Source organism: Glycomyces tritici (assembly GCF_030403505.1).
In genome coordinates this window covers 1,013,727-1,039,160 of the sequence record NZ_JAUEMJ010000001.1, presented here as the reverse complement: position 1 = coordinate 1,039,160, position 25,434 = coordinate 1,013,727, and the positions used below count along the sequence as shown (strand labels likewise).

The following is a 25,434-nucleotide window of genomic DNA, read 5'->3' as shown; positions in this document are numbered from 1 at the left end:
GGCCCGCTCGCGTTGAGCGGGCCGCCGTTCCGCGCGTCTAGCAGTAGGTGTTGAAGTGCGACTGGATCGCGCTCTTCTCGGCGGCGTTCACCGTGAGGTCGTACAGGTACTTCACGTGCGTCCAGGCCTTGACGTAGTCGCAGCGCACGGAGGTGTTCGGCGGCATCCACTCGGCGGGGTCCTTGTCGCCCTTGGCGGAGTTGATGGAGGTCGTGGCGATCCACAGCTGCGGCGAGCTGATGTCGTTGGCGAAGGCCTGGCGCTCGGAGGTGCTCCACTGGCTCGCGCCCGAGGCCCAGGCCTCGGAGAGGGCCACGACGTGGTCGACGGTGGCGTTGGAGACCGTGGAGGTCCAGACGTTGTCGAAATCGGACTGCCAGGAGCCGGAGTCGGGCTGGCAGTCGGAGCCGGTCTGGACGTTCGAGCCGTCGCGCTTGAGCACGTACTGGCGGGCGGTGCAGCCGCCGCCGACCGAGGACCAGTGCGGGAAGAGGTCGCGGTCGTAGGAGTCGCCGTTCGACTCGTTCGCGACGGTGAGCTGGTTGAGTTCGGACTGCGCGGTGGAGAGCGAGGGGATGCCCGGGGGCCGCACGGCCTCGGCGGGGGCGGCGTCGAGCACGATCACGGAGAGGACGGCGAGCGAGGCGGCCGCCGCGAGGGCGAGGGCGCGCTTCGAGACGCGTTTGACTGCAAGCATGGAGGCTCCTGTGGGGGAGTGACCGGCGGTTTCAGGGGGACGGGCGGGAACGGCGCACGCGAATGCGATGTTCACTCGTGAATCATCGAATCATGGGATGTCAACGCCGCGCAAGGGGCGAAGTCAATCTTTTACCCACAGGACATTGCATACTTACGAAATCATCCCGATGTGGACATCCAGGCGCGCGCGACCCGCGACGCGCAAGTCCGGTTTCGCGCGTGGACGAATGGGTACGATCGCGGCATGACGATCAGCGGCACCGAATCGCGCCTCGACGGCCTCGCCCTCACCTACCTGCCCGAAGACCTCGGCACCCCCTCGGATTTCGTGACCGAATGGGAGGGCGTCGACTGCACCCAGCGCGTATGGGAGACCGAGATCGAGCCCGGCACGTGGCGCGTCGACCTCCAAGTGCAGGTCATGCGCGCGCCGCGCCTCAAGGACGGCCAGGCCCTCAAGGGGTTCCTCGCCGAGTACCACGAGCGCGGCGACGACTGGAGCCCGAGCGCCTTCGGCGACGACGGCTTCGCGAGCGAGCGCGAGATCGCCCGCCTCATCGAGCCGGGCCTCGCCGTCGAGGTGCGCGACCCGTTCGAGCGCAAGGGGTTCGAAGCGGTCAAGGCCGTGGCCGAGGGCATCCGCTACCCCGAATGACCTGCGCCTTCGAGAGTGCAGATCACATTCCGCATTCGGCGCTTTCCCATTAGGTTAGGCTCGCCTATGCTCTAGGGCGTGCCCGTCGCCCGACTCCGACCCGCCCGGACCGCGCGCGGGGCCCGCAACCGGGCCCTGCCCGTCGGGGCCTCCGCGATCGCCTTGGGGCTCATCGTGATCGCCTCGCTCGCGATCGGCGCCCGCGACCTCACCCCCGTCGAGGTCTGGCACGGCCTCACCCGCACCGACGCCATCGCGGCGGCCGTCGTCTGGGAGCAGCGCGTCCCCCGCACCGCCGTCGGCCTCCTCGCCGGGGCCGGCCTCGCCGTCGCCGGGGTCCTCATGCAGACCCTCACCCGCAACCCCCTCGCCGACCCGCGCATCTTCGGCGTCGCCGCCGGCGCCAGCCTCGGCGTGGTCATCGGCCTCAGCGTCCTGGGCCTCACCGGCATCGGCCAGTACGTGTGGCTCGGCATCGCGGGCGCCCTCGCCGCCGGACTCATCGGCTACGCCGTCTCCACGGTCGCCGCCCGGAACACCGGCGGCGGCACCGTCACCTACGCCCTGTGCGGGGCCGCCCTGGACGCCAGCCTCTCCGCGATGGTCTACGCCGTGCTCGCCACCGACGTGCACTCCTTCGACCAGTACCGGTTCTGGGCCGTCGGCTCCCTCGCCGGACGCGACGCCGAAGTCGCCTGGGGCATGGCCCCGTTCCTGCTGGGCGGCCTCGTCCTCGCACTCCTGGCGGCCCGCGGCATGGACGGCCTGCAGCTCGGCGCCGAAGCCGCCGCCGGCCTCGGCCACCGCGTCGGCCTCACCCGCGCCACCGCCGCCGTCACCGTGGCGCTCCTGACGGGCGCGGCCGTCGCGGCGGCCGGCCCGATCGGCTTCATCGGCCTCGCCATCCCGCACCTCGCCCGATGGGCGGTGGGCGCGAGCCACCGCGCGCAGATCGCCCTGAGCCTCATGCTCGGTCCCTGCATGCTGCTGACCGCCGACGTCATCGGACGAGTGATCGTCCCCGGCGAAGCCCCCGCGGGCATCATCTGCGCCGTCATCGGCGCACCGCTGCTCATCGTGCTGGTCAGGCGCGCTCGCCAGATTTACGGCTCGCAAGCTTCGAGGGGACGGTGACGGCATGAGGCGCCTTGCGAACACCCCCGCCCGAAGCGAAACGGCCGCGCCGCTCCCCGGCCGCACCGTCCTGCGCTCCGGCCCGCTCTCCCTCACCTGGCACCGCCGCAGCGCCGCCGTCTGCGTGCTCCTCCTCATCGCCCTGCTCGCGGCCGTCACCGCCGCACTCTGCCTGGGCGACACCTACATCACCTTCGCGGACACGATCGCCACCCTCACCGGCACCACCGGCTACGACCGCACCGTCGAGGTCCTGCGACTGCCCCGCACCGTCCTCGCCGTCGCCGCCGGGGCCGCCCTCGGCATCGCCGGCGCGCTCATCCAGTCCGTCGCCCGCAACCCCCTCGCCAGCCCCGACATCATCGGCGTCACCGCCGGAGCCGGGCTCGCCGCGACCTTCGCGCTCACCGCCGGGCTCGCCTACGCCCTCCTCGCCCCGGCCGCCCTCGCCGGCGGCCTCGCCGCCGCAGCGCTCGTCCTCCTCACCGCCTCCCGCGGCTCGCTCTCCGCGCCCCGCTTCGTGCTCGCCGGCGTCGCCGTCGCCGTCCTCCTCAAGTCCGGCACGCAGATCCTCCTGCTCTCCGCCGACGCCATCGACGCCCAGCGCGCCCAGATCTGGCTCATCGGCACCCTCGCCGGGCGCGGCTGGACCGAGACGGCCTTCCTCGGCGCCTTCCTCCTCCTCGCCCTCCCCGCACTCGTCTGGGCGCAGCGCGCCCTCGACACCACCGACCTCGACGACCCCACCGCAATCGGCATCGGCGTCCGCGTCACCGGCCGCCGCATCGGCCTCGCCGTCCTCGGCATCGTCCTCGCCTCCGCGGCCGTCTCCCAGGTCGGCGCCGTCGAGTTCGTCGCCCTCGCCGCGCCCCAGGTCGCCCGCCGCCTCGCCCGCACCTCCCGCCCGCCCCTGCTCGCCTCCGCCCTCACCGGCGCCGTACTGCTCGTCCTCGCGGACTGGCTGGGCCGCACCGCATTCGGCGACTACCAGATGCCCGCCGGCGTCCTCACCGCCGCGCTCGGCGGCGTCTACCTCATCTACCTGCTGCTGACGAAGGGAACCCGAAATGAGAAGAAGACTGCTGGCCTTCGGCGCCGCCTCGGCCTGCGCGCTCGCGCTGGCCGCATGCGGGACGTCTGACCCGGCCGCCGAACGCAACGAGGCCGAAGGCGAGACCCGCACCATCGAGCACGCCATGGGCAGCTCCGAGATCCCCGCCGAACCCCAGCGGGTCGTCGTCCTCGACACCGACAAGATCGACACCGCGCTCTCGCTCGGCGTCACCCCGGTCGGCGCGGCCCGCGCCGGAGAGACCGAACTGCCCACCTACCTCGGCGACCTCTCCGGGGTCACCGTCGTCGGCACCACGTCCGAGCCCGACCTGGAGGCGATCGAGGCCCTCGAACCCGACCTCATCCTCGGCTCGAAGTTCCGCCAAGAGGCGTTCTACGACGAGCTGAACGCGATCGCCCCGACCGTGTTCACCGAGCAGGTCGGCGTCACCTGGAAGGAGAACTTCCTCCTCGACGGCGACGCGCTCGGCAAGGGCGAGGAGGCGAAGCAGCTGCTCGACGATTACGAGGCCCGCGCCGCCGAGTTCGGCGCCTCCCTCGGGGACGCGATCAGCACCGAGGTGAGCCTGGTGCGGTTCATGCCCGACCAGATCCGGGTCTACGGCCCGGACTCGTTCTCCGGCATCGTGGTCGGCGACGTCGGCCTGGCCCGGCCCGAGCTGCAGCAGCTGGCCGACGCCGACGACAAGCGCTTCGCCGAGGTCTCTGCCGAGGAGCTCGACACGGTCGGCGGCGACGTGGTCTTCTACTGCGCCTATGGCGCCGACGGCGCGTCGATGCTCGCCGACTACACCGGCGGTGAGCTGTGGCAGTCGATCGCGGCCGTGCAGGGCGGCAAGGCCTACGAGGTCGACGACGAGGTCTGGATGACCGGCATCGGGGTCACCGCCGCCGGCATGATCCTGGACGACCTGGAGCAGTACCTCCAGGCCTGAGCGAACGACCAGGGCGCGTCCCCCTGCGGGGCGCGCCCTTCGCGCTGCCCGATGGGGGCCCATTGCGGCCCAACATCTTTCTGCACGCCTGCGGAGCACCGCGATCAGCGCGGGTGTGCGCGTGTCCGAGCCGAACGCCCGCATCCGGCCTCGCGCACCTGCGCATTCCGGCCCGGGACACCATGCTTGAGCGGCCGCGACGCGGCGCCGAGGTGACGTCCGCCGACCGCCTGGTCCCTTATGCTTACCGGACTGATCGGACAAAAGCGACTTTCGATGCGCGCTCGAATCGGTATCTCCAGTTTCTCCAGCGATCACGCAGGGACATGCACACAGTGAAGACTTTTGCCAGACTGGCGACGGCCGCCGCCGTCGTCGCGGCCGGTGCCCTCGTCGGCGCCCCGGCTGCGGCGCAGACCACCGGATGCGGCTACGGGACGGACGGCGAGTTCGCCAACACGATCTGCTGGATCGACATGAGCGGCTTCGACCAGGCCCAGGCGATGGAGGCGGCCGGGCAGCCGATGTCCATCGAGCTGACCCCCGACTACACGATGACCTTCACCTTCAAGGTCGCCCCCGGTGCCGACGGCTACCGCGTGCTCAAGCCGACGGCGTTCCCCACCTACGGCAAGGCCCCGATCGGCAACACCGTCTACCGGGACACCCCGGGCAAGCCCGCGCTCTACCAGCAGGTGAACGCCGGGACCGGCGCCGCAGGCGACCTCGGCACCCTCACGATCGACGACCTGGTGGTCACCGGCCCTGACGGCGCCGCCGTCGACGGCTACGGCATCGTCATGGCCGACGCCGAGACCACCAACCGCCAAGAGGGCCTGACCTTCTCGTCCGACAAGCCCATCGAGGAGCTGACCCGCGCGACCATGCCCGACGCCCAGCCCGCGTGCGGGCAGGAGCTCTCGGGGATCGGCACCACCTCGGTGACCTGCAAGGGCAACACCGCGGGCGGCCTCCCGGTCGACGAGATCATCCTCTACTCGGTCGCTCCCACCACCGCGACCATCGGCTTCCTCGACCGCACCGCGAACGCCGTGCAGGGCGTCGCGTTCGGCATCCTCACCGCGAAGGTCGGGATGGACAAGACCGTGGTCGACAAGACGGCCGAGTCCGACTCGTTCGCCTTGACCATCGAGGACGAGCACGGCGACCTCATCGGCGAGGGCTCCACCGACGGCGGCGACTCCGGGACCATCGAGTCCCAGACGGTCCTCGCGTCCGTCGGCGGCCGCGACTACACGCTCGCGGAGACCGCCGAAGGGGACACCGACCTCGCCACGTACACGCAGGACTGGACGTGCACCAACAACGGCGCCGACGACCCGTCGCTGCCCTCGGGCGACGGCACGTCGCAGGTCGTGAAGGTGAAGGTGGGCGACGACATCCGCTGCACCGTCACCAACACCGGCACGCCCCCGGGCCCGTCGCCGAGTCCCAGTCCCGGCCCGAGTCAGAGCGGCTCCGACGGCCCGACCGATCCCGGCACCTCTGACGACTCCGGCGACGGGGCGCTCCCGGTGACCGGCGCTTCCGCGATGCTCTACGGCACACTGGCCGCGCTCGCCCTCGCCGCGGCCGTGGTCGGCTGGCTCATGATCCGCCGCGCCCGCCGCGCCGACGACGAGTGGCCGAGCATCTGATCCCTTGAGCGGTAAGGAAAGGGGAGGCCGGGCCTCAAGGCCCGGCCTCCCTCTTCGCTCATGGCTCGGCGCAGCGACCCGGTCTCCCGATTCGCATGCGGATCAGACGGTCGCTCGATCTCCCGTGGCGCTCAAGACTCAGGCCAGCGGCTCGGCATCCTCGCGGCTCCTGGCGCGCACCGCCGCGATCATCACCGCGCCGGCCCCGAGGAGGAACACGGCCGCCGCCACGACCACGATGTACAGGCTCTCGCCGGTGAGCGGCAGGTCGTCGTCATGCGCGGCACCCATCGGAGCGTCGCCGGCCGGGCTCTCGCCGGGACCATCGCCCGGCCCGCTCCCCGCGTCACCGGTCCCGGGACCACCAGGTCCGGGCCCCGGACCCGTCGTCGGCCCGTCCGGCTCGGAAGCGACCAGTGCGAAGTCGGCGACCGCGTCGCCGCAGGTGCCGGTGTTGGCGACGGTCTGCTCCTCCTCGCCGTCCACCTCGTACCCGGCCGGAGCGGTGATCGCCACCGTGTGGCTGCCGGCCTTCAGGTCGCCGACGCTGTACATGCCGTCGTCCCCTGTGGCCGCCTGCTTCGGCGCCTCGCCTTCGGGCGTCACGACGAGGCCGACACCGGCCAGCGGCTCGCCGCCGGGACCGGTCACGGTCCCCACGACCGCGGCGGGCTTGGCGTACGTGAAGTCGATGCCGTCCACATCGGTGCCCGCCAGTTCCACGTTCCGCGTCGTCGCGCCTGCGGCGGAATGCCCCTCGGGCACGTCGACCTCGACCGTGTAATCGCCGGCTGCGAGGCCCGCGAACGCATAGGCGCCCGCCGCGTCGGTCACGGTCGACTCGGTCGATCCGCCGGGCCGGGTGAGCGTCACCGTCACCCCGGGAACGGGTCCGCCGCACGCGACGGCCTCGCCCGCCAGCTTCGGCAGCGCCGAGAGCACGAAGTCCTGGCCGGTGATGGGCGTGGTCTGCCCGGGCGACACGGTGATGTCGCGCCGGCCCGCGCCCTCGTACTCGTACTGCTCGGGCTTGTCGATGGTGATGCTGTGGTCGCCCGCGGCGACCTCGTCGAACAGGTAGTCGCCCTTCGAGTCGGTGACGGTGGTCCTGGTGGTGCCGTCCTCGAGGGCGACCGTCACCGTGACGCCGCCGAGGTGCTCGCCGTCGGTGGTGGAGACGTTGCCGCTGACCGAGGTCGGCACGATGTCCCGCAGCCGGAAGTCGGCCGGGGCCGCGGGGCAGCTGCCGAGGTCCACCTCCTGGCGGCCGGGGCCGTCCGTGATCTTCCCGGGGGGCGCGATGACCTCGACGGTGTAGGTGCCGCCGACCATGTAGTCCGGGAACGAGTAAGAGCCGTCGTCGCCGGTGGAAGTCGCGGCGACCACGTTCCCGGCGCGGTCGACGGCGTTGACCGTCACCCCGGCGGCCGGGGCTCCGGAGTCGGTGACCGACCCGGTGATGTCGCAGCCCAGCGAGGCGAACCAGGTCTGGTAGACCGGGAACCCGGCGCGGCGGGTGAACACGAAGGTGAGCGAGGCGACCGGTGCGGTCGGTTCGAACCAGCCGCTCGCGCCGTCCGTGTCCACCGCCGCGGCGTTGCCGGTCAGCGTCTCGGTCGCGGCGTCCCAGGTCGGCACGTCGGTGCCGTCCCGCGTGCAGGAGGGGCCTCCGGGGGAGGAGGCGCTGCAGTAGTTGAAGGCGCCTTGGAACCCGAGCTCGGCGGCCGTCAGGGCCGACCCGTCCGGGCCTTTGGCGATCACCTTGACCTGGTCGGCGTCGATGTCGCCCAGCGCGAAGGCCCAGCCGCCGGGCGGCACGGGCTCGTTGAAGGCGTACGTCGTGTAGGAGGGCGAGTCGGGCCGGTCGGCCTGGGGCCGCAGGTTGACATAGGGCTGGTGCTTCGAGGTCCCGTACTTCGCGCCGATGTCGGTCCCCGCCGACAGCCAGTTGGACTCGCCGGACATGACCCCGACCCCGCCGCCGCGCGAGTTCGACTCCATCCCGGCGGTGATCGCCGGGCTGGTCGCGAACGTCATGTCGGCGTGGAAGTCCCCGGACTCGCCCGCGAACGGCCCCCACTCGCCCCACGCCCCGCTCGCCTGCGCCCGCGCCGGCCGCTCGAACACCAGCCCGCTCGAGACCAGCGCCAGCAGCACTGCGAGCAACGCAACCGAAACCCTTATGGACACTCGACTCGCGTACATGCAGGCAGCCTAAGGCAAAAACCGCACCATACTGCGTCAACGTTCCATAGTGCCCGAAAAACCGAAACCTGCCCGAACCCGTCCGGCCCGCCGGAAGCGACTGCCTGGCGGCTGCGAGGCGGTCACGGCCGTCGCGGGGGAGTGGCCGGCGCCGGTGCCGTCAAAGGTGCGATGGCGCTCATGGCCTGGTCGAGCAGGTCGCCGAGCGACTGTTCGTTGTCGTCGCCCACCCATCGGGTCATGGCGGCGTCGAGTGCGGCCAGGGCGGCGCCGACGAGGGAGGCCGCGGCGAACTGCCCGAGCTCGCCGCCGTCCTCGGACGGGCGGTGCTGCAGCACGTCGGCGAGGGCGACCCGCCAGAGGGCGTGCTTCTGCAGGTGAGTGGCGTGCAGTGCAGGGGTCTGCAGGATCATGCGGGTGATCAGGAGCGACTGGGGCTGCTCGCTCAGGCCCTGCACGACGCCGTCGAAGGACCGGCGCAGGGCGGGCCAGGGGCGCTCCTCGTCGGGGCGTGCGGCGAGGGCCGCGGCGAGCTGCCGGCCCGTCTCCACGAACCACTGCCCGAACACGTCCTCCTTGCTGGAGAAGTAGCGGTGGAAGCTGCGGCGGGACAGGCCGGTCGCCGCCGCGATCTGCTCCACTGTGGTCGCCTCGAACCCCTGCTCCACGAACAGCTCGAGTGCTGCCTGCGCCAGCTCCGCGCGCACCATGTTGCGCGTGCGCTCGCGCAGTCCCGCTTTCGGCTCCTCCATGACCCCAGGCTACACCGATCGACACGAAGAGTCGCCTCGAGCACACCGGGCCGGACTTGACACAGTGAGACATGTTTGGCGTATAGTGAAGTCACGGCGGCGACGCGGCACCAGGCCCGACGCCGATTCCTCCCGGCCCCCGCCGGGACATCGAAGGGATTTCCAATGACGAAGACATGGCTCATCACGGGCGCTTCCCGAGGCTTCGGCCGCGCCTGGACCACCGCCGCACTCGAGCGCGGCGACCGGGTCGCCGCCACCGCCCGCGACACCGACACCCTCGACGAACTGCGCGACCGCTTCGGCGACGCCCTGCTCCCGATGCGGCTCGACGTCAACGACCGCAGCGCGGACATCGCCGCCGTCCAGGCGGCGCACCGGCACTTCGGCCGCCTCGACGTGGTGGTCAACAACGCGGGCTACGGCCACTTCGGCACCACCGAGGAGGTGACCGAGGACGAGGTCCGCGCGCAGATGGAGACCAACTTCTTCGGTGCACTGTGGATCACCCAGGCCGCGATCCCGCTGCTGCGCGAGCAGGGCGGCGGCCACATCGTCCAGGTCTCCAGCATCGGCGGCGTGACCGCGTTCCCCGGCCTGGGCGTCTACAACGCCTCGAAGTGGGCGCTCGAAGGATTCACCGAGGCGCTGGCCGGGGAGGTGGCCGGGTTCGGCATCAAGACCACCCTGATCGAGCCGTCCGGCTTCGCGACCGACTGGGCCGGCGCGTCCGCGAACCGCTCGGAGCCGAACCCGCTGTACCAGCCGCTGCGGGACGCGATGGCGAGCTGGGGCGACGGCCCGACGCCCACGGCGAAGGACAGTGTCGCGGCGGTGTTCGAGGCCGTCGACGCGGCCGAGCCGCCCACCCGCCTCATCCTGGCGTCCCAGGGCTACGACCTGGTCCTCGCCGTCCACGAGCAGCGGATGGCCACCTGGCGCGACTGGGAGAAGACCGCCCGCTCGGCCGACCCCGAGTGAAACGGCCGAGGTCGCGGACGCACCGCGGGCTCGTGCGAAACCCAGGCCTGGAGCGCGAGGCCGCCTGTCTCTCAGCGCCCCATAGGGCCTGAAAGCACCGAAGCCCCGGCAGAGCCGGGGCTTCGGTGCTGTGTATCTACGTATCTACTTGTACTCCCGAGCGGATTCGAACCGCCGTTTCCGCCTTGAGAGGGCAGCGTCCTAGGCCCCTAGACGACGGGAGCTTGGCCTGTGTTTTCGCGGCTTGCCGCGGCAACGACGACAACTATACATGGATTACCCGGGGGGTCCGCAACCGGGATGCCGCTTGTGATGCGGCCTACCCTTCGGGCCCTTCGCGAGCGAGTGCGGGCCGGGCCGGTGCCGACACCTTTTCAGGTGAACCCCCGTTGCACCGGGCTCCGGCCCGCCGAGCGACTGTAACGCGATCCGCCGCCGGGCGGCGGCCGATCCTACTGGTTGGCGCTCTCGGCCTGACCCGTGATCTCGTCGAGCCAGGCGGCGTCGACGCCGTCGTGGTAGTTCACGAGCTTCGCGGTGTAAGCGGTGTCGCCGACCTTCGCGGAGACACTGGCGATGACGCCCACGGTGGTCACGCAGATCTCGTACGCGCCCACGGGCGAATCCGCCGCGCCCCGCACGTCGACGCAGTCGGCCAGTTCGCCGGCGAGCGTCGTGTCGGAGAACTCGGCCGAGGCCGAGGGGTCGGCGGCGGTCTCGGAGAGCCAGGCGGCCACGGTCTCCTCGGGGGGCAGGATGCCCTCGAGCTCCTGGCTCAGCCACACGCTGAGCTCGGCCGCGTCCTCGCCGGCCCAAAGGCGGGGCCGGTCCTCGACGACGACGGCCGCGGTCCCGGCCTCCGGGTCCACCGCGACCAGCACCGACTCCTCCGAGCCCTCGATGAGGTACTCGGCGGTGTAGGCGGGCTGGTCGCCTTCGACGAGGCGGCCGCCCAGCTCGGTGAGCGCGGCCTGGTCCTCCGACGCCGACTCACCGCCGTTCGCCTGGTCCGAGCAGCCGGCGAGGGCCAGGAGCGCCGCCGCGCTCAATACAGCGCAGCGCCGCAGGGGCTTCTGCAGGATCATGGGGCTCCACTTCCATTGCGCGAGGCGAGGGGGATTGCCGTAGCGCAGCCGGCATCCGGGGGGCGCGCCTAGCACAGGTGTCTGATCTGAGATAGGACTCCACCATATAGCGGTCCGTCCACGCCCCATGTAACACGAGCGCCCGCGTCGCGGGCAACACTAATTCCCGACGCGCGGAACCCGCAGGACGCGCCCTTTTAGCGGCTCGGAGGCATCGCCGACCCGCCTAGGGCGTATCCTCGGGAGCTGTGGCCGACGCAGTGTCGGGTCGGCCGAAATCCTTCGGACACGGCCCGGTAATGGGGCCGGTCGTCAGATTCGGCTATTTCAGGAGTGACAGTGGCTGCAATTGAAGACATCCGGGCACGGGAGATCCTCGACTCCCGCGGCAACCCCACCGTCGAAGTGGAGATCCTGCTCGACGACGACACGCTGCAGCGGGCGGCCGTCCCGTCCGGCGCCTCCACCGGCGCCTTCGAAGCCATCGAGCTGCGCGACGGCGACAAGAACCGCTACCTCGGCAAGGGCGTCGAGAAGGCCGTCGACAACGTCAACGGTCCGATCCGCGAGGCCCTGATCGACATCGAGGCCTCCGAGCAGCGCCTGGTCGACCAGGCCCTCCTCGACGCCGACGGCACCCCCGACAAGTCCAACCTCGGCGCGAACGCCATCCTCGGCGCCTCGCTCGCCGCGGCCAAGGCCGCCGCCGACTCCGCCGAGCTCCCGCTCTACCGCTACCTGGGCGGCCCCAACGCGCACCTGCTCCCGGTGCCGATGATGAACATCCTCAACGGCGGATCCCACGCGGACTCCAACGTCGACGTGCAGGAGTTCATGATCGCCCCGATCGGCGCCCCCACCTTCAAGGAGGCCCTGCGCTGGGGCGCGGAGACCTACCACGCGCTCAAGTCGGTCCTCAAGGAGCGCGGCCTCTCCACCGGCCTGGGCGACGAGGGCGGCTTCGCCCCCAACCTGGAGTCGAACCGCGCCGCGCTCGACCTGATCGCGGTCGCCGTCGAGAAGGCCGGCTACAAGCTCGGCACCGACATCGCCTTCGCGATGGACGTGGCCGCCACCGAGTTCTACACCGACGGCGCCTACCTCTTCGAGGGCCAGAAGAAGACCGGCGAGGAGATGAGCGCCTACTACGAGGAGCTCATCGCCGCCTACCCGTTCGTGTCCATCGAGGACCCGCTCTCCGAGGACGACTGGGCCGGCTGGTCCGCGCTCACCGCCAAGGTCGGCGACCGCCTGCAGATCGTCGGCGACGACCTGTTCGTGACCAACCCCGAGCGCATCCGCCGCGGCATCGACGAGAAGGCCGCAAACGGCCTCCTCGTCAAGGTCAACCAGATCGGCACGCTCACCGAGACCACCGACGCCGTCGAGATGGCCCACCGCGCGGGCTTCGGCTGCATGATGAGCCACCGCTCCGGTGAGACCGAGGACACCACGATCGCCGACCTGGCCGTCGCGATGTCCTGCGGCCAGATCAAGACCGGCGCCCCGGCCCGCTCGGACCGCGTCGCCAAGTACAACCAGCTGCTGCGCATCGAGGAAGACCTCGGCGACGCCGCCCGCTACGCCGGCGCTTCGGCATTCCCGAAGTTCGGAAAGTAAGCGGCACCGCAGTAAGACGACAGGCCCTCGCGCTTCAGCGCGGGGGCCTTCGGCCTTCCCCGATCGACTAGGCTGGGCCCGTGAACGCGAGCCGCCGACCCAGCCATCCGGGAGGACGATCCACCGGACCCGGCCGCACCCGTGCCGCCCGCCGACCCGCCCCCGGGACCGGCCGCGCCGAGGTCAAGCGTGTCCGCTACCGGCCCGGCCGCAAGGTCTCCCGCCGCGCCGCGATCGTCGCCCTCGTCCTCTCCGCACTGGCCCTGGCCTACGCCTACCCGCTCCGCACCTACGTCGAGCAGCGCATCGAGATCAACCGGCTCGAAGCCGAGCAGTCGGCCCAGTCCGAGCACATCGAGGAGCTCGCCGCCGAACGCGTCAAGTGGGACGACCCCGAGTACGTCAAGGCCCAGATCCGCTCCAGCCTCCTCCTCGTCCCGCCCGGTGAGGACCTCGTCATCGTCATCGACGAGGACGACCCCAAGCACACCGGTGGCGCAGACGACGAAGCGACCGAGGACCAGGCCTGGTACGACGAGCTGGCCGATACCTTTGCAGACGCCGACCGAGTCGAACCAGACGAAACAGAGGAACCAGCAGAGTGAAGGCTGTGCAACCGCAGGACGCGCCACTGCAGACGGCACCGAACGGCGGAACGCCGTGAAGCCCGCCGACTGGCCCCAGCAGCCCGAACCCGTCTCCGAGGCCGACGCCGCGGCCGTCCGCAAGCAGCTCGGGCGCCCCATCCGCGGCGCCCACGCCGTCGCGTGGCGCTGCCCCTGCGGCCAGCCCGCCGTGGTCGAGACCGAACCGCGCCTGCCCGACGGCACGCCCTTCCCGACCACGTACTACCTGACCTGCCCGAAGGCCGCCTCGGCCATCGGCCGGCTCGAAGGCGGCGGGGTCATGAAGGACATGAACGCCGCCCTCGGCGACGACCCCGAACTCGCCGCGCAGCACCGCCGCGCGCACGAGGACTACCTGGCCCGCCGCGCCCGGCTCGGCGACGTGCCCGAGATCGCCGGCATCTCCGCCGGGGGACTGCCCGACCGCGTCAAGTGCCTGCACGCCCTCGTCGGCCACGCGCTCGCCGCCGGACCCGGCGTCAGCCCCATGGGCGACCAGGCCATCGAGATGCTCCCCGAATGGTGGCAGCGCAGCAGCTGCGCCACGGGAACCGAGGAGGACGAATGACCCGTCGCGTGGCCGGCATCGACTGCGGCACCAACTCCATCCGCCTCCTCATCGCCGACATCGACGATGCGGGGCGCCTCCACGACGTGGTCCGCCGCATGGAGGTCGTGCGCCTCGGCGAAGGCGTCGACCGCACCGGCCGCCTCTCCGACGCCGCGCTCGAGCGCACCCGCGTCGCGCTGGCCGACTACACCGCCCAGATCCGCGAGCACGGCGTCGAGGCGGTGCGCATGGTCGCGACCTCCGCGAGCCGCGACGCCGCGAACGCCGCCGACTTCAAGGCCATGGTCTCGGCCGAGCTCGGCCAGGACCCCGAGGTCATCACCGGCGACGAGGAGGCCCGCCTCTCCTTCACCGGCGCGGTCGCGACCCTGCCGGTCCATGAAGGACAGCGCCTTCTCATCGACATCGGCGGCGGCTCGACCGAGTTCGTGCGCGGCACCGGATCCGTGGTGGCCGCCGCGATCTCGGTGAACGTCGGCTGTGTGCGGATGACCGAGCGGCACTTGCGGTCCGACCCGCCCCGCGCGGACGAGATCGCCGGAGCCGTCGCCGACATCACCGGCATCGCCGACGGCGCGCTGGCGGTCGCCGACGCGGGCCGCGAGGCGACCGAGCTCGTCGCGGTGGCGGGGACGGCGACCACGATCGCCGCTATCGCCCTGGGGCTCAAGGCCTACGATGCGGACGCGATCGACGGGACGCGGCTCTCGTACGAGCAGGTCGCCCAGGTGACCGCCGATCTGGCCGCCGCGGACCACGAAGCGCGCCTGGCGATCCCGGTGATGCACCCGGGGCGCGCCGACGTCATCGTCGGCGGCGCGCTCGTGCTGCGAACGATCATGGAGCGCAGCGGCATCGACTCGGTGCTCATCAGCGAGCACGACATCCTCGACGGCATCGCCCTGTCGGCGTAGACGAAGCGAGACGACACGGAGGCGGGGGCCCCCCGGGGGGGGGGCCCCCCCCGGGGGGGGGGGGGGGCGCCGCCCGGGGGGGGGGGTTGACCCCCCGCCCCCCCCCGGGGGGGGCCCCCCCCCCGGGGGGCCCCCGCCTCCGTGTTCGTGATGAGCGCTCGCCTTCGGCTGTTGTCGGACCCTAGGGGGAGCATGACATCGGGGGTCCCGGTTCCGGCGAAGCTTGCGAGCCGTCGATTGGCACGTCGTCCGATGTGAAGGCTAGTGCCGGAAACATCCGTCAGGCTCGGCGGTCAGGCCTCCTGGAGTTCCCGCTCCTGCGCCTTCGCCGGGGCCCGCCACAGCTCGGCCGCGAGCCACAGGGAGGCCACCGTCACGAGTGCGCCCCAAGCGATCCGGCCGCTGTGCGGCAGGAAGAACTGCGGGAGCATCGTCACCAGCAGCACCGCGAGCGGCACCGCGCTCCACTTGTTCAGCGTGCCCGAGCGCCACACCGCGACCGCCGCGAGCACCGCGGCGACCGCGATCAGGACGAGGCCGATCAGGAAGACGCCCATGGCGGTCGGGTCGTACCGGAACGCCTCGCCGACCTCGGCCATCGTCGCGTCGCCGTCCTCGACGGCCCGCTGGCCGATCGCCTTGAGGCCGTAGACCTCGGCGCCGTAGTACGAGATCGTCAGGGCCGACCCGATGTACCCGATCGTCGCGGCCGCGAAGGCCGTCTTCTCGTTCCGGGTGCCCTCGAGGTGGCCGCGCAGCGCGCCGTAGCCGAGCGGGAAGAGGATGAGGCCCACGATCGCGGCGATGTGGGCGATCGACCAGCTGGCGCTCGTCCAGGACTCGGCCCCTTCGAGCGTGGTCTGGTCGAGCCGCGGCGCGGCGGCCTCGTAGACGACGAAGAGGACGCCGGCGAGGGCGAACGCCAAGGCGCCCATGCGGGCTCGGGGGTCGGTGGAGGGCTTGGACATGACTGCTCCTTGGGGGTTCAGTGCTCAAAGTTGAGAGCACTGCTCTCTGTTGAGAGCAATGATTGCACACGCGCCGCGACAATGCAAGAGCGGTGCTCTTGTGTCGGTACAATGGGTCGATGAACGCGCCGAGAACCGCCAGAGAGCGCGCACGCGCCGAACTCACTGCCGAGATCCTCGCCGCGGCAAGGCGTCAGCTCGCCGAGGGCGGCGCCGCGATGCTCTCCCTGCGCTCCATCGCGCGCGAGCTCGGCATGGCCTCCTCGGCCGTGTACCGCTACTTCTCCAGCCGCGATGAGCTGCTCACCGCCCTGATAGTGCAGTCCTACAACGAGATCGGCGAAGCCGCTGAGAACGCGGACCTTCCCGGCGCCGCACCGCAGGAGCGCTGGCTCGCCGTCTGGCGCGCGGTGCGGGAGTGGTCCCTGGCCCACCGCCACGAGTACGCGCTCATCTTCGGCACGCCCGTGCCCGGCTACGTCGCACCGCACGTCACCATCGAGGTCGCCGGCCGCATGCCGCTCACCCTCGCGCGGATCGTCGCCGACGCCAGACGGGACGGGAACCTCACGCCCGCAACGGGGCCGGTCTGCCCGGCCGAGGCCATCACCCCGGACATGCTCATGCTCCTGGAGGGCGAGTCGTTCAGCCCCGACGAGGTCGCCCGGCTCATCTTCTGCTGGAACCGGCTCGTCGGCATCATCGGCTACGAACTCCACGGCCACCTCGCCAACGTCACCGCGGACGACGCCCTGTTCTTCGACCACACCGCCCGCACCGAGGGCGCGTACATCGGCCTGCCGTTCCGCTGACGCGGCGCAGGGGCCGAAGGCCGGCGGGTCGGGCCTCAGTTCTTGAGGACCAGCGCCACCACGATCGCCGCGATGACCAGCACAACCCCGAGGGCGGCGACCGCCCACGGCCAGCGCCGCGGCGGCTTGTGCTCGGCGACGTCGCCGACGACGACAGTGACGTTGTCCGGTCCGCCGCCTTCGAGGGCGAGCCGCACGAGTTCGTCCGCGGCCGCCTGGGGGTCGGCGAAGTCGCGGAGGACGTTCTCGATCACGGCGTCGCCGACGACGTCGCTGAGGCCGTCGGAGCACAGCATGTACCGGTCGCCGATCAGTGCCGGGCGGGTCTCGAAGTGCGCGGGGGCGGGATTGGCCTGCAGCACGCGGGTGACGACCGACTTGTACGGGTGGTCCTGGGCTTCGGCGGGGGTGATCGCGCCTTCGTCGACGAGGTGCTGGACGTACGAGTCGTCCACGGTCACCTGCACGAAGTCCTCGCCGCGCACCTGGTACGCCCGCGAGTCTCCGATGTGGACGATGTCGACCGCGCTGTCGCCCAGCCACAGCCCGGTGAGGGTCGTTGCCATGCCCTCGGACTCGGGGTTCTCGGCGACGGCCGCGCGGATGCGGTCGCGGGCGGCCTCGACGACCGCGCCCAGCTCGGCGGTGGCCTCGACGGGGGAGCGGCGGGCGAGCCGTGTCACCTCGGCGATGGTCACGCCGCTGGCGACCTCGCCGGCGGCCGCGCCGCCCACGCCGTCGGCCACCGCGAGGAGCCGGCGCGACGCGAGGTGGGAGTCCTCGTTCAGGTCGCGGACTTTGCCCACGTCGGTCGCGGCGCCGTAGCGCCAACGCAATTCAGTCACAGGCGATCACCACTGATTCCGCACCGGGATTCGGCTGTCTGTTCAAAGCTTGGCCGTTCGAGGGACATGGGCGCAAGTGTAGTGTCCCGCCACTCACAGCACGCGACCGTTGATCCCGGTGCGCCCGCACTCGTCCGTGCTGCGGTGTATCCCCCGTTCGTGCCACCCTGCGACTCCGGTGCTGAGCTGCGACGACACCACCTTTACAGTGGATTCAGCCCGCCTTGCCAGCCCTCGAGGAGCACCCATGCAGACGGTTCTGGCCGACCGGTACGTCCTGGAGCGCGAGATCGCGCGCGGTTCGGTCGGCGTCGTGTGGCGCGGCCTCGACCAGGTCACCGGCGACCTCGTCGCGGTGAAGATCCTCCGTCCGGAGCTGCGCGGCGAGGAGGAGATCTTCGAGAGCTTCCGGGCCGAGGCCGGCATCCTGCGCACCCTCGACCACCCGGGCGTGGTCTCCGTGAAGGACTTCATCGTCACCGACGCGGTGTGCGCGGTCGTGCTCGAGTTCATCGAAGGGCTCGACCTGCGCGAGCACCTGCGCCTCCACGGGCCGCTCTCGGCCGCTGAGGCCGCGCGCCGCTGCGCCGGCGCCGCCGAGACCCTCGCGGCGATCCACCGGGCCGGGTACCGGCACGGGGACGTCAAGCCCGGGAACCTGATGCTGGCCGGGACCGAGAGCCTGAAGTTCATCGACTTCGGGATCGCGCGCGCCGCCGCGTCCAAGACCGCGCCCTCTCACGGCACCCCCGAGTACATCGCTCCCGAGGTCGCCTCGGGCGACTCCGCCAGTCCCGGCGTGGACAACTACGCGCTCGGCCTGGTCCTCTACGAGGCGCTCACCGCCCACAGCGCCTACCGCGGCGGCTCGATCACCGAGGTGGTCGAGCGACACCTGACGCGGATCCCGGTGAAGCCCGCCGCCGTGGACGCCGAGCTGTGGCGGATCGTCGAGATGCTCCTGGCGCTCGACCCGCGCGCCCGCGGCGACCTCGACGCGGTCGCCGCCGACCTGCGCCGCCTCGCCCCGCGCCTGTCGAACCAGCCGACCGCGCCGATCGCGCCGAAGCTCAAGGAGCGGGACGCGACCGCGACCTTCAAGTACGACCCGGTGACGCCTCACGCGCCCGAGATCGAGGCGGGTGCGCTGGGCGCGATGCTCACCGCGACCGAGGGGGGCCCGTCGGACGGGGACGACCGCGGGGGCGCGGTGTACGGCGAGGAATCCGAGAAGCTCGGCCGCGGCTGGCTCATCGGCCTCGCGGCGGCGGGATGCTTCGTCGTGATCGCCGTGATCTGGGCCTTTCTGGTGGTTACCCGCCCTGATCTGCCGGATGAGGACGATGTGGCCGATCCGTCCCAGAGTGCGAGCGAGACCGCGCCCGTCGAGGACGAGTCCTCCGCCGCGTCAACGGAACCGAGCCCGGAGGCGAGCGCCACGCCCAGTGAAGCGCCGACCACTCCTCAAGGGCCGGACGTGGAGAGCGAGTCCCCTGGCCAGAATTCGGATGAAATGTCCGAATCGGAAGACGACGGCGGTGATTCCACTGAGGGCGGTTCCGACGACGACTCGCCCGGATCGGATCTCATCGGATCACCGATGCCCCGCAACTGAAAGCGATCGCGACAGTCGATAATGATCCGTGACCGCCGGGCGACGCCGAGTCATCGCAACCCATGGGGGCGATCGGGATCACATGATTGGAATTCTCGAAACAGGCGTTGCAATCCAGCGAACGACTCCAACCGTTTCACAAGGCTTGCAGCGTAATCCGTGAGCCCATCCAATCAAGTATCGGTAACGGTCTATCGACACATTGGAGCTGTCCACTTGTCATGGCGGCATCCACATGGCATCCTGTCGGGCATGGCAGGAAAAGAACTCAACGCAACCTCAGCAGCATTGCTGGGCTTGCTTCACGAAGGACCGATGACCGGCGGACAACTCATGGCGGAGGCGACCCGTCGCCTCGGTCCGTACTGGACCATGACGCGTTCGCAGGTCTACCGCGAACTCCCGGCGCTGGCCGAAGGCGGACTCGTCCGCGTCGGGAAGCCGGGGCCCCGAGCCTCGGTGCCCTACACGATCAGCGCCAACGGCAAGCGGGCGTTCACCCGCTGGCTCAACGAGCCGGCCCGAATCGGCCAGCTGCGCGACCCCGTCGCGCTGCGCACGGCCTTCCTCGACTACCTCTCCAAGGACACCGCCGAGGAGATGTTCGCCGACGCGACCGAGCAGCACCAGGAGGCCTTGGCAGAGGCCCGCGCCGCTGCGAAGGACTACTCGGACGAGGACCCGAACGCGGCGATCGCGATGGAGTTCGCGATCGGCTACCACCGCTCGGCCCTCAGCTGGCTGAAGAAGCGATAGCGATAGGCACCACACCCGGGTAGCGACCCGGGGTACGACGATCAAGCACGAACGGGACGCGGCCCCAGCGGGGGCTCGCGTCCCGTTTCGTATGAGCCCGAATACAGGCGTAGTCTGATCTGTTGTGACCAGTGTCGATGTTTCCGCCGATCTCCGTGAACTGAAGGCGACGCTCAGCAGCGTCGAGGCCGTCCTCGACCTTCCCGCGCTCCGGCGCGAGCTGGCCGAACTCGAGGCCGCGGCCGCCGACCCAGGGCTGTGGGACGACACCACACAGGCCCAGAAGATCACTTCACGCCTCTCCTACGTGCAGGCCGAGCTCAAGAAGCTCGCGTCCCTGCACGAGCGCATGGACGATGTCGCCATCATGTTCGAGCTGGCCGACGACGAGTCCGACCCGGGCGCCGCCGCCGAGGCGGCCACCGAGCTCGACTCGATCCGCAAGGCCGTCGACGAGCTCGAGGTGCGCACCCTCCTCTCCGGGGAGTACGACGAGCGCGACTGCGTCCTGACCGTGCGCTCCGGTGCCGGGGGCGCCGACGCCTGCGACTTCGCCGAGCAGCTCATGCGCATGTACCTGCGGTGGTCCGAGGCCCACAACTTCGGCACGGAGGTCTACGACATCTCCTACGCCGAAGAGGCGGGCATCCGCTCGGCCACGTTCGCCGTGAACGGCCCGTACGCGTACGGGCACCTCTCGGTCGAGCAGGGCACGCACCGCGTGGTGCGCATCAGCAAATACGACAACCAGGGGCGCCGCCAGACCGGCTTCGCGGCCGTCGAGGTCGTGCCGGCCCTGGAGCAGACCGACGAGATCGAGGACATCCCCGAGGACGAGATCCGCGTGGACGTCTACCGCTCCTCGGGCCCCGGCGGGCAGGGCGTCAACACCACCGACTCGGCGGTGCGCCTGACCCACCTCCCGACGGGCATCGTCGTCTCCTGCCAGAACGAGCGCTCGCAGCTGCAGAACAAGGCCACCGCCATGGGCGTCCTCAAGGCCAAGCTCCTCCAGCGCAAGCGCGACGAGGAGCGGGCGAAGGTCGACGAGCTGCGCGGCTCGGCGACGGCCTCGTGGGGCGACCAGATGCGCTCCTACGTGGAGCACCCGTACCAGATGGTCAAGGACCTGCGCACCAGCTTCGAGACGGCCGACGTCAAGGGCGTCTACGACGGCAACATCGACGGCTTCCTCGAGGCCGGCATCCGCTGGCGCAAGAGCGGCGAGAAGACCGCCGAGTAGCGCCGCAGGGGACCGTAGATCCTATACGAAACCGGATCTACGGTCCGTTCCCGTGGCCGCCCGGTGACGCTCCGACGAGCGTTCATGGGCCGCCTGACCATGCGGGCTTCCCCCGTTCGGCTGAAATCGCGTCGTTACCCTTGCACGGCCGTGACATATGGGGCTGAAACTGCGGAATATGCCACGCTTGTACTGGAGCCGCCCGACCGGCCCGGCGGTTCGGCGGTTAGACTCCGCCTCGTGATTCAGCTTGAGGGTGTAACCAAGCACTACCCCCGGTCGAACCGCCCGTCGGTGGAGGACGTGAACGTCTTCATCGACAAGGGAGAGTTCGTCTTCTTCATCGGTCCGACCGGTGCGGGTAAGTCCACGATGATCAAGCTCCTGCTGCGCGAAGAAGTTCCGGACAAGGGCAGGATCTCCGTCGGGGACACCGACGTGACGAAGCTGCGCCGGTGGAAGGTCCCCGCCTACCGGCGCAGCATCGGCTGCGTGTTCCAGGACTTCCGGCTGCTGCCCAACCGCACGGCCGCCGAGAACGTGGCGTTCGCGCTCGAGGTCATCGGCAAGCCGCGGTCGGTCGCCCGCCGGGTCGTCCCCGAGGTGCTCGAACTGGTCGGCCTCGGCGGCAAGGAGCACCGCTACCCGCACGAGCTGTCCGGCGGCGAGCAGCAGCGCGTCGCGGTCGCCCGCGCGTTCGTCAACCGGCCGCTCCTGCTGCTGGCCGACGAGCCCACCGGTAACCTCGACCCGGACACCTCGATCGAGATCATGCGGCTCCTCGACCGGATCAGCCGCACCGGCACCACCATCCTGATGGTCACCCACGACTCCAACATCGTGAACCAGATGCGCCGTCGCGTCATCGAGATCGAGAACGGCCAGATCGTCCGCGACCAGGCTCGCGGCGTCTACGGCTAAGCGGAAGGCAGATTCAGAGCACATGCGCGCGAAGTACGTGATGTCCGAGGTCTTCCTCGGACTGTGGCGCAACATCTCCATGACCGTCGCCATGATCATCACCATGGCCGTCTCGTTGTCGATGCTCGGCGCGGGCCTGCTGCTGTACAACCAGGTCGACGTGATCGAGGAGCACTACCAGACGAACCTCGAGGTGGTCGTCTACCTCGAGCGCGACATCGATCAGGAGACGACCGACCAGATCAACGCCGAGCTCAAGGACAACGACCTCGTCGCCGAGGTCGTGTACGAGTCCAAGGAGAAGGCGCTCGAGCGCTTCCAGGAGACCTTCGAGGACTCCCCGGACCTCGTGAAGTCGGTCGACGCCGACGTCCTGCCCTCGGCGTTCCGCGTCAAGATGAAGGACATCGCCGACGCCCCCGAGCTCATCAAGCAGTTCGAGAGCCGCGAAGGGGTCTACCAGGTCACCAACCAGCGCGAGATCCTCCAGCAGGTGTTCGACATCCTCGGCGGGGCCCAGCGCCTCACCCTGGTCATCGCGCTCGTGCAGGGTGTGGCCGCGCTCATGCTGGTGGCCAACACGATCCAGGTCGCCGCGTACTCGCGTCGCCGCGAGGTCGCGATCATGAAGCTCGTGGGCGCGCCGAACTGGTTCGTCCAGGCGCCGTTCGTCCTCGAGGCGGTCTTCGCCGCCGTGATCGGCTCGATCTTCGCCTTCGGGACGCTCATCGCCGCGAAGTACCTGGTGATCGACGGGCAGTTCGAGGAACTCTTCCAGCTGATGCCCGAGATCAAGATGCAGGCGATCCTCGTCCTGCTGCCGATCCTGGTGGGCGTCTCGGCGGTGATCAGCGCGATCACGGCGTGGATCACCTTGCGCTTCAACATCAAGGTCTGACCCCGGGCACGTACCACTACAGAGGGTAGTGTTCCGAATACCCTGAACGTCCGTCGCAGATGGACTAAATTCAGGCCTTATGAGACGAATCGGTGGGCTGCTCGCGGTCCTGCTCCTGGCAGGGTCCGCGAGCAGTCCCGCGTTCGGGGTCTCGCAGTCAGAGCTCGACCAGGTCGAGCGCGAGAAGGCCGAGATGGCCGCGCAGCTCGAGAACGCCTCGGACGAGGTGCGGCAGGCGGGCCAGGTCCTCGCCGAGACCGAGGCCGAGCTGCCCGGCGCCGAGCACGCCGTCGCCGTCGCGCAGGGTCGCGTCGCCGCCGCCGAAACCGAAGCGGCCCAAGCTGAGCGCGAGGCCGATGCCGCGCGCGAGGCGCTCCAGGCGGCCGAGGCCGAGTACCAGGCCGCGCGCGAGGCCGTCGAGGCCGCCCGCGAAGCCCGCGCCTCCCTGCTTGCCGCCACGGCCCGCGGCTCCGAACTGCTCACCGTGGACGCCGTCCTCGCCTCCGGCGACCCCCAGACCGCCGTCGACGGCCTCACCTACCTCGAGTTCATGATGGACGGCAAGAACCGCGCGGTTGAAGAGGTCACCCTCGCCCGCCGCGAGGCCGCCAACGCCGAGAACGCCGCGTCCCTCGCCGAGACCGAGGCCGAGGCCGCCGAAGCGGCCGCCGCCGAGGCGCTCGCGGCCGCCGAGACCCGCTACACCGAGGCCCAGGCCGCGCAGGCCGCCGTGCAGGAGCTCGTCGGCCGGCACGAGGCGGCGCTCGCGGTCGCCGAAGGCGCCCGGGACAACGCCCAGTCCGAGTACGACCAGCTCGAGGCCGAGTCCGAGCGCCTCGCCGACCAGCTGCGCCAGGCCCAGGCCGACGAGGACGACGACGATTCGAACGGCTCCGGCGGGGGCTCCTCCGGTGGCGGCGGCGGCGGCTTCGTCGTGCCGGTCGACGGCTGGAAGTCCTCCGACTACGGCTGGCGGCGCCATCCGATCTACGGCACCACCCGCCTGCACGGCGGCACCGACTTCGCCGCCGGCACGGGCGCGGAGATCCACGCCGCCGACTCCGGGAAGGTGGTGTACGCGGGCTGGAGCTCCGGCTACGGCCAGCTGACGTGCATCAGCCACGGCGGGGGCGTGTCGACCTGCTACGCGCACCAGTCCGAGATCTGGGTGAACGACGGCGAGTACGTCGACCGCGACGAGGGGATCGGAGCGGTCGGCAGCACCGGCGACAGCACCGGCCCGCACCTGCACTTCGAGGTCCGCGTGCACGGCGACCGGGTCAACCCGGTGGGGTACCTGCCCAGCTGTCTGTGCCGGTAGCGAATCGCTCCCCGCTCTCCGAAATCACGGCTCGCAAGCTTTGCCGAGCGGGGGCGCTCGCGAAGCCGCAAATCAGAGTCGCCAGACACATGTTCGATCGTTAAGCTTGCTGCGTGTCCAAGAAGCAAACGCAGGAGAAGGTCAAGCACTCGGGTCCCGAGCGCTCGGTCGTGACGACCAACCGCAAGGCCCGGCACGACTACGAGATCCTGGACACCTACGAGGCCGGCATGGTCCTCTCGGGGACCGAGGTCAAGGCCTTGCGCCAGGGCAAGGGGAACATCGTCGACGCGTACGCCGAGATCTACAACGGCGAGGCGCGGGTCCACAACCTGCACATCCCGGAGTACGACTTCGGGACGTGGACGAACCACCCGCCCCGGCGCATCCGCAAGCTGCTGCTCCACCGCGGCGAGATCGCCAAGCTGGCGCACAAGCTCGACGAGCCGGGCCTGACGCTCGTGCCGCTCTCGGTGTACTTCCTCAACGGCTACGCCAAAATGGAGCTCGGGCTCGCCCGCGGCCGGAAGAACTACGACAAGCGCCAGGCCATCGCCAAGCGCGAGTCCGACCGCGAGATCGAGAAGGCCATGGGCCGCGCCGCCAAGCGCGGCGGGAAGTGACCGGGGGAATATCGGTTCGACGCCCGCCGTTGGACTGGGTTAGAATTCCACAGCACGACTGCAGTACCTACAACTGAACAGGGTGAAACACTCACTCACCAAGTCTCGGGGCTGATCGGTTTCGACTCCGTATGTTGAGGTGAGGGAAGCGGGTCGAGGAAGCCAACGCTGTCTCGTAAACCAACGTTGGAAACCAATAAGTGCCAACGCAAAACGCACTGACTTCGCTCTCGCTGCTTAAGCGACTGTGAAGTTGCCGCTCCAGGGGCGCATCCGCTCTGGGTTCGCGGCATCATTTAAGGATGCTGGGCCGACGTCTTGATCGCTGGGACGGAAGGCCGAGATTATCGGCGATTAGAGCCCGCCACACCGTCTCGTCCGCGTGATCGGTGGGGCTCGATAAAAGGCACAGCGGACTGCACCCGGAGAAGTCTCACAGATGCAGCGGAGGACCAGGGTTCGATTCCCTGCAGCTCCACGGCCATACGGGCCGGGCCCGGACGCGAAGGCGTCCGGGCCCGGC

General features: G+C 70.4%; 24 protein-coding genes, 1 tRNA gene and 1 other RNA gene. 19 read left to right on the top strand and 7 right to left on the bottom strand.

Annotated features, from left to right (window positions below):
• Positions 1–37: 37 nt before the first annotated feature.
• A complete protein-coding gene (locus QWI33_RS04770) occupies positions 38–697 on the bottom strand; it encodes an HNH endonuclease family protein (protein ID WP_289955425.1) in 660 nt (219 codons plus the stop codon).
• A gap of 246 nt (positions 698–943) precedes the next feature.
• Between QWI33_RS04770 and QWI33_RS04765 the strand changes: the two genes are divergently transcribed.
• From QWI33_RS04765 to QWI33_RS04745, 5 genes are all read left to right on the top strand, one after another.
• Positions 944–1,354: a hypothetical protein gene (locus QWI33_RS04765; protein ID WP_289955424.1), complete on the top strand. Its 411-nt coding sequence runs from the start codon at positions 944–946 to the stop codon at positions 1,352–1,354.
• 78 nt (positions 1,355–1,432) lie between these two features.
• Complete coding sequence (locus QWI33_RS04760) at positions 1,433–2,488, top strand: FecCD family ABC transporter permease (protein WP_289955422.1); 1,056 nt, start codon at positions 1,433–1,435, stop codon at positions 2,486–2,488.
• 4 nt (positions 2,489–2,492) lie between these two features.
• A complete protein-coding gene (locus tag QWI33_RS04755) occupies positions 2,493–3,629 on the top strand; it encodes a FecCD family ABC transporter permease (RefSeq protein ID WP_289955420.1) in 1,137 nt (378 codons plus the stop codon).
• Positions 3,556–4,497, top strand: coding sequence for an ABC transporter substrate-binding protein (locus tag QWI33_RS04750; RefSeq protein ID WP_289955417.1), 942 nt, complete (start codon positions 3,556–3,558; stop codon positions 4,495–4,497). Before QWI33_RS04755 ends, QWI33_RS04750 begins: the two co-directional genes overlap by 74 nt.
• A 326-nt stretch (positions 4,498–4,823) precedes the next feature.
• Complete coding sequence (locus QWI33_RS04745; RefSeq protein WP_289955415.1) at positions 4,824–6,155, top strand: CshA/CshB family fibrillar adhesin-related protein; 1,332 nt, start codon at positions 4,824–4,826, stop codon at positions 6,153–6,155.
• Positions 6,156–6,293: 138 nt separating this feature from the next.
• Here the strand turns inward: QWI33_RS04745 and QWI33_RS04740 are convergent, their stop codons facing one another.
• Both QWI33_RS04740 and QWI33_RS04735 read right to left on the bottom strand, forming a co-directional pair.
• Entirely contained in the window at positions 6,294–8,312 is a 2,019-nt protein-coding gene (locus QWI33_RS04740) for an MSCRAMM family protein (RefSeq protein WP_289955642.1), read from the bottom strand.
• Positions 8,313–8,482: 170 nt separating this feature from the next.
• Positions 8,483–9,112: a TetR/AcrR family transcriptional regulator gene (locus QWI33_RS04735; protein ID WP_289955413.1), complete on the bottom strand. Its 630-nt coding sequence runs from the start codon at positions 9,110–9,112 to the stop codon at positions 8,483–8,485.
• A 165-nt stretch (positions 9,113–9,277) separates the two neighbouring features.
• On the opposite strand from QWI33_RS04735, the gene QWI33_RS04730 reads away from it, so the two are divergent.
• Positions 9,278–10,093 carry an SDR family NAD(P)-dependent oxidoreductase gene (locus QWI33_RS04730; protein ID WP_289955411.1) on the top strand — a complete coding sequence of 272 codons (816 nt, stop codon included), beginning with the start codon at positions 9,278–9,280 and terminating at the stop codon, positions 10,091–10,093.
• A gap of 151 nt (positions 10,094–10,244) precedes the next feature.
• On the opposite strand, the gene QWI33_RS04725 is transcribed toward QWI33_RS04730, so the two are convergent.
• Positions 10,245–10,317, bottom strand: a tRNA-Glu gene (locus QWI33_RS04725).
• Positions 10,318–10,545: 228 nt separating this feature from the next.
• On the bottom strand, positions 10,546–11,178 hold the full coding sequence (locus QWI33_RS04720; RefSeq protein WP_289955410.1) for a hypothetical protein: 633 nt from the start codon (positions 11,176–11,178) through the stop codon (positions 10,546–10,548).
• Between the two features lie 339 nt (positions 11,179–11,517).
• Here QWI33_RS04720 and eno point away from each other — a divergent pair, with 339 nt between their 5' ends.
• From eno to QWI33_RS04700, 4 genes are all read left to right on the top strand, one after another.
• Positions 11,518–12,798 (top strand): phosphopyruvate hydratase, encoded by a 1,281-nt coding sequence (gene eno / locus QWI33_RS04715; protein WP_289955408.1) that lies wholly within the window; start codon positions 11,518–11,520, stop codon positions 12,796–12,798.
• An 80-nt stretch (positions 12,799–12,878) separates the two neighbouring features.
• A complete protein-coding gene (locus QWI33_RS04710) occupies positions 12,879–13,403 on the top strand; it encodes an FtsB family cell division protein (RefSeq protein WP_289955406.1) in 525 nt (174 codons plus the stop codon).
• Between the two features lie 55 nt (positions 13,404–13,458).
• Positions 13,459–13,992, top strand: a complete 534-nt coding sequence (locus QWI33_RS04705) for a DUF501 domain-containing protein (RefSeq protein ID WP_289955405.1) — start codon at positions 13,459–13,461, stop codon at positions 13,990–13,992.
• On the top strand, positions 13,989–14,909 hold the full coding sequence (locus QWI33_RS04700) for a Ppx/GppA phosphatase family protein (protein WP_289955402.1): 921 nt from the start codon (positions 13,989–13,991) through the stop codon (positions 14,907–14,909). Before QWI33_RS04705 ends, QWI33_RS04700 begins: the two co-directional genes overlap by 4 nt.
• Before the next feature lie 293 nt (positions 14,910–15,202).
• Here the strand turns inward: QWI33_RS04700 and QWI33_RS04695 are convergent, their stop codons facing one another.
• Positions 15,203–15,877: a hypothetical protein gene (locus QWI33_RS04695; RefSeq protein ID WP_289955401.1), complete on the bottom strand. Its 675-nt coding sequence runs from the start codon at positions 15,875–15,877 to the stop codon at positions 15,203–15,205.
• 119 nt (positions 15,878–15,996) lie between these two features.
• Here QWI33_RS04695 and QWI33_RS04690 point away from each other — a divergent pair, with 119 nt between their 5' ends.
• Complete coding sequence (locus tag QWI33_RS04690) at positions 15,997–16,689, top strand: TetR/AcrR family transcriptional regulator (RefSeq protein ID WP_289955399.1); 693 nt, start codon at positions 15,997–15,999, stop codon at positions 16,687–16,689.
• A 35-nt stretch (positions 16,690–16,724) separates the two neighbouring features.
• On the opposite strand, the gene QWI33_RS04685 is transcribed toward QWI33_RS04690, so the two are convergent.
• Positions 16,725–17,534: a PP2C family protein-serine/threonine phosphatase gene (locus QWI33_RS04685; protein ID WP_289955398.1), complete on the bottom strand. Its 810-nt coding sequence runs from the start codon at positions 17,532–17,534 to the stop codon at positions 16,725–16,727.
• A 247-nt stretch (positions 17,535–17,781) separates the two neighbouring features.
• On the opposite strand from QWI33_RS04685, the gene QWI33_RS04680 reads away from it, so the two are divergent.
• From QWI33_RS04680 to ssrA, 8 genes are all read left to right on the top strand, one after another.
• Complete coding sequence (locus QWI33_RS04680) at positions 17,782–19,149, top strand: serine/threonine-protein kinase (protein ID WP_289955396.1); 1,368 nt, start codon at positions 17,782–17,784, stop codon at positions 19,147–19,149.
• Positions 19,150–19,401: 252 nt separating this feature from the next.
• Positions 19,402–19,905, top strand: coding sequence for a PadR family transcriptional regulator (locus tag QWI33_RS04675; protein WP_270115076.1), 504 nt, complete (start codon positions 19,402–19,404; stop codon positions 19,903–19,905).
• Between the two features lie 124 nt (positions 19,906–20,029).
• On the top strand, positions 20,030–21,148 hold the full coding sequence (prfB, locus tag QWI33_RS04670) for a peptide chain release factor 2 (protein WP_289955393.1): 1,119 nt from the start codon (positions 20,030–20,032) through the stop codon (positions 21,146–21,148).
• A gap of 240 nt (positions 21,149–21,388) precedes the next feature.
• Positions 21,389–22,069 carry a cell division ATP-binding protein FtsE gene (gene ftsE / locus QWI33_RS04665; RefSeq protein WP_289955391.1) on the top strand — a complete coding sequence of 227 codons (681 nt, stop codon included), beginning with the start codon at positions 21,389–21,391 and terminating at the stop codon, positions 22,067–22,069.
• A gap of 22 nt (positions 22,070–22,091) precedes the next feature.
• Positions 22,092–22,967 carry a permease-like cell division protein FtsX gene (ftsX, locus tag QWI33_RS04660; RefSeq protein ID WP_289955390.1) on the top strand — a complete coding sequence of 292 codons (876 nt, stop codon included), beginning with the start codon at positions 22,092–22,094 and terminating at the stop codon, positions 22,965–22,967.
• A 79-nt stretch (positions 22,968–23,046) separates the two neighbouring features.
• Positions 23,047–24,288 (top strand): M23 family metallopeptidase, encoded by a 1,242-nt coding sequence (locus tag QWI33_RS04655; protein WP_289955388.1) that lies wholly within the window; start codon positions 23,047–23,049, stop codon positions 24,286–24,288.
• Between the two features lie 113 nt (positions 24,289–24,401).
• A complete protein-coding gene (smpB, locus tag QWI33_RS04650; RefSeq protein WP_270115071.1) occupies positions 24,402–24,911 on the top strand; it encodes an SsrA-binding protein SmpB in 510 nt (169 codons plus the stop codon).
• 107 nt (positions 24,912–25,018) lie between these two features.
• Positions 25,019–25,392: a transfer-messenger RNA gene (gene ssrA / locus QWI33_RS04645) on the top strand.
• Positions 25,393–25,434: the final 42 nt, after the last annotated feature.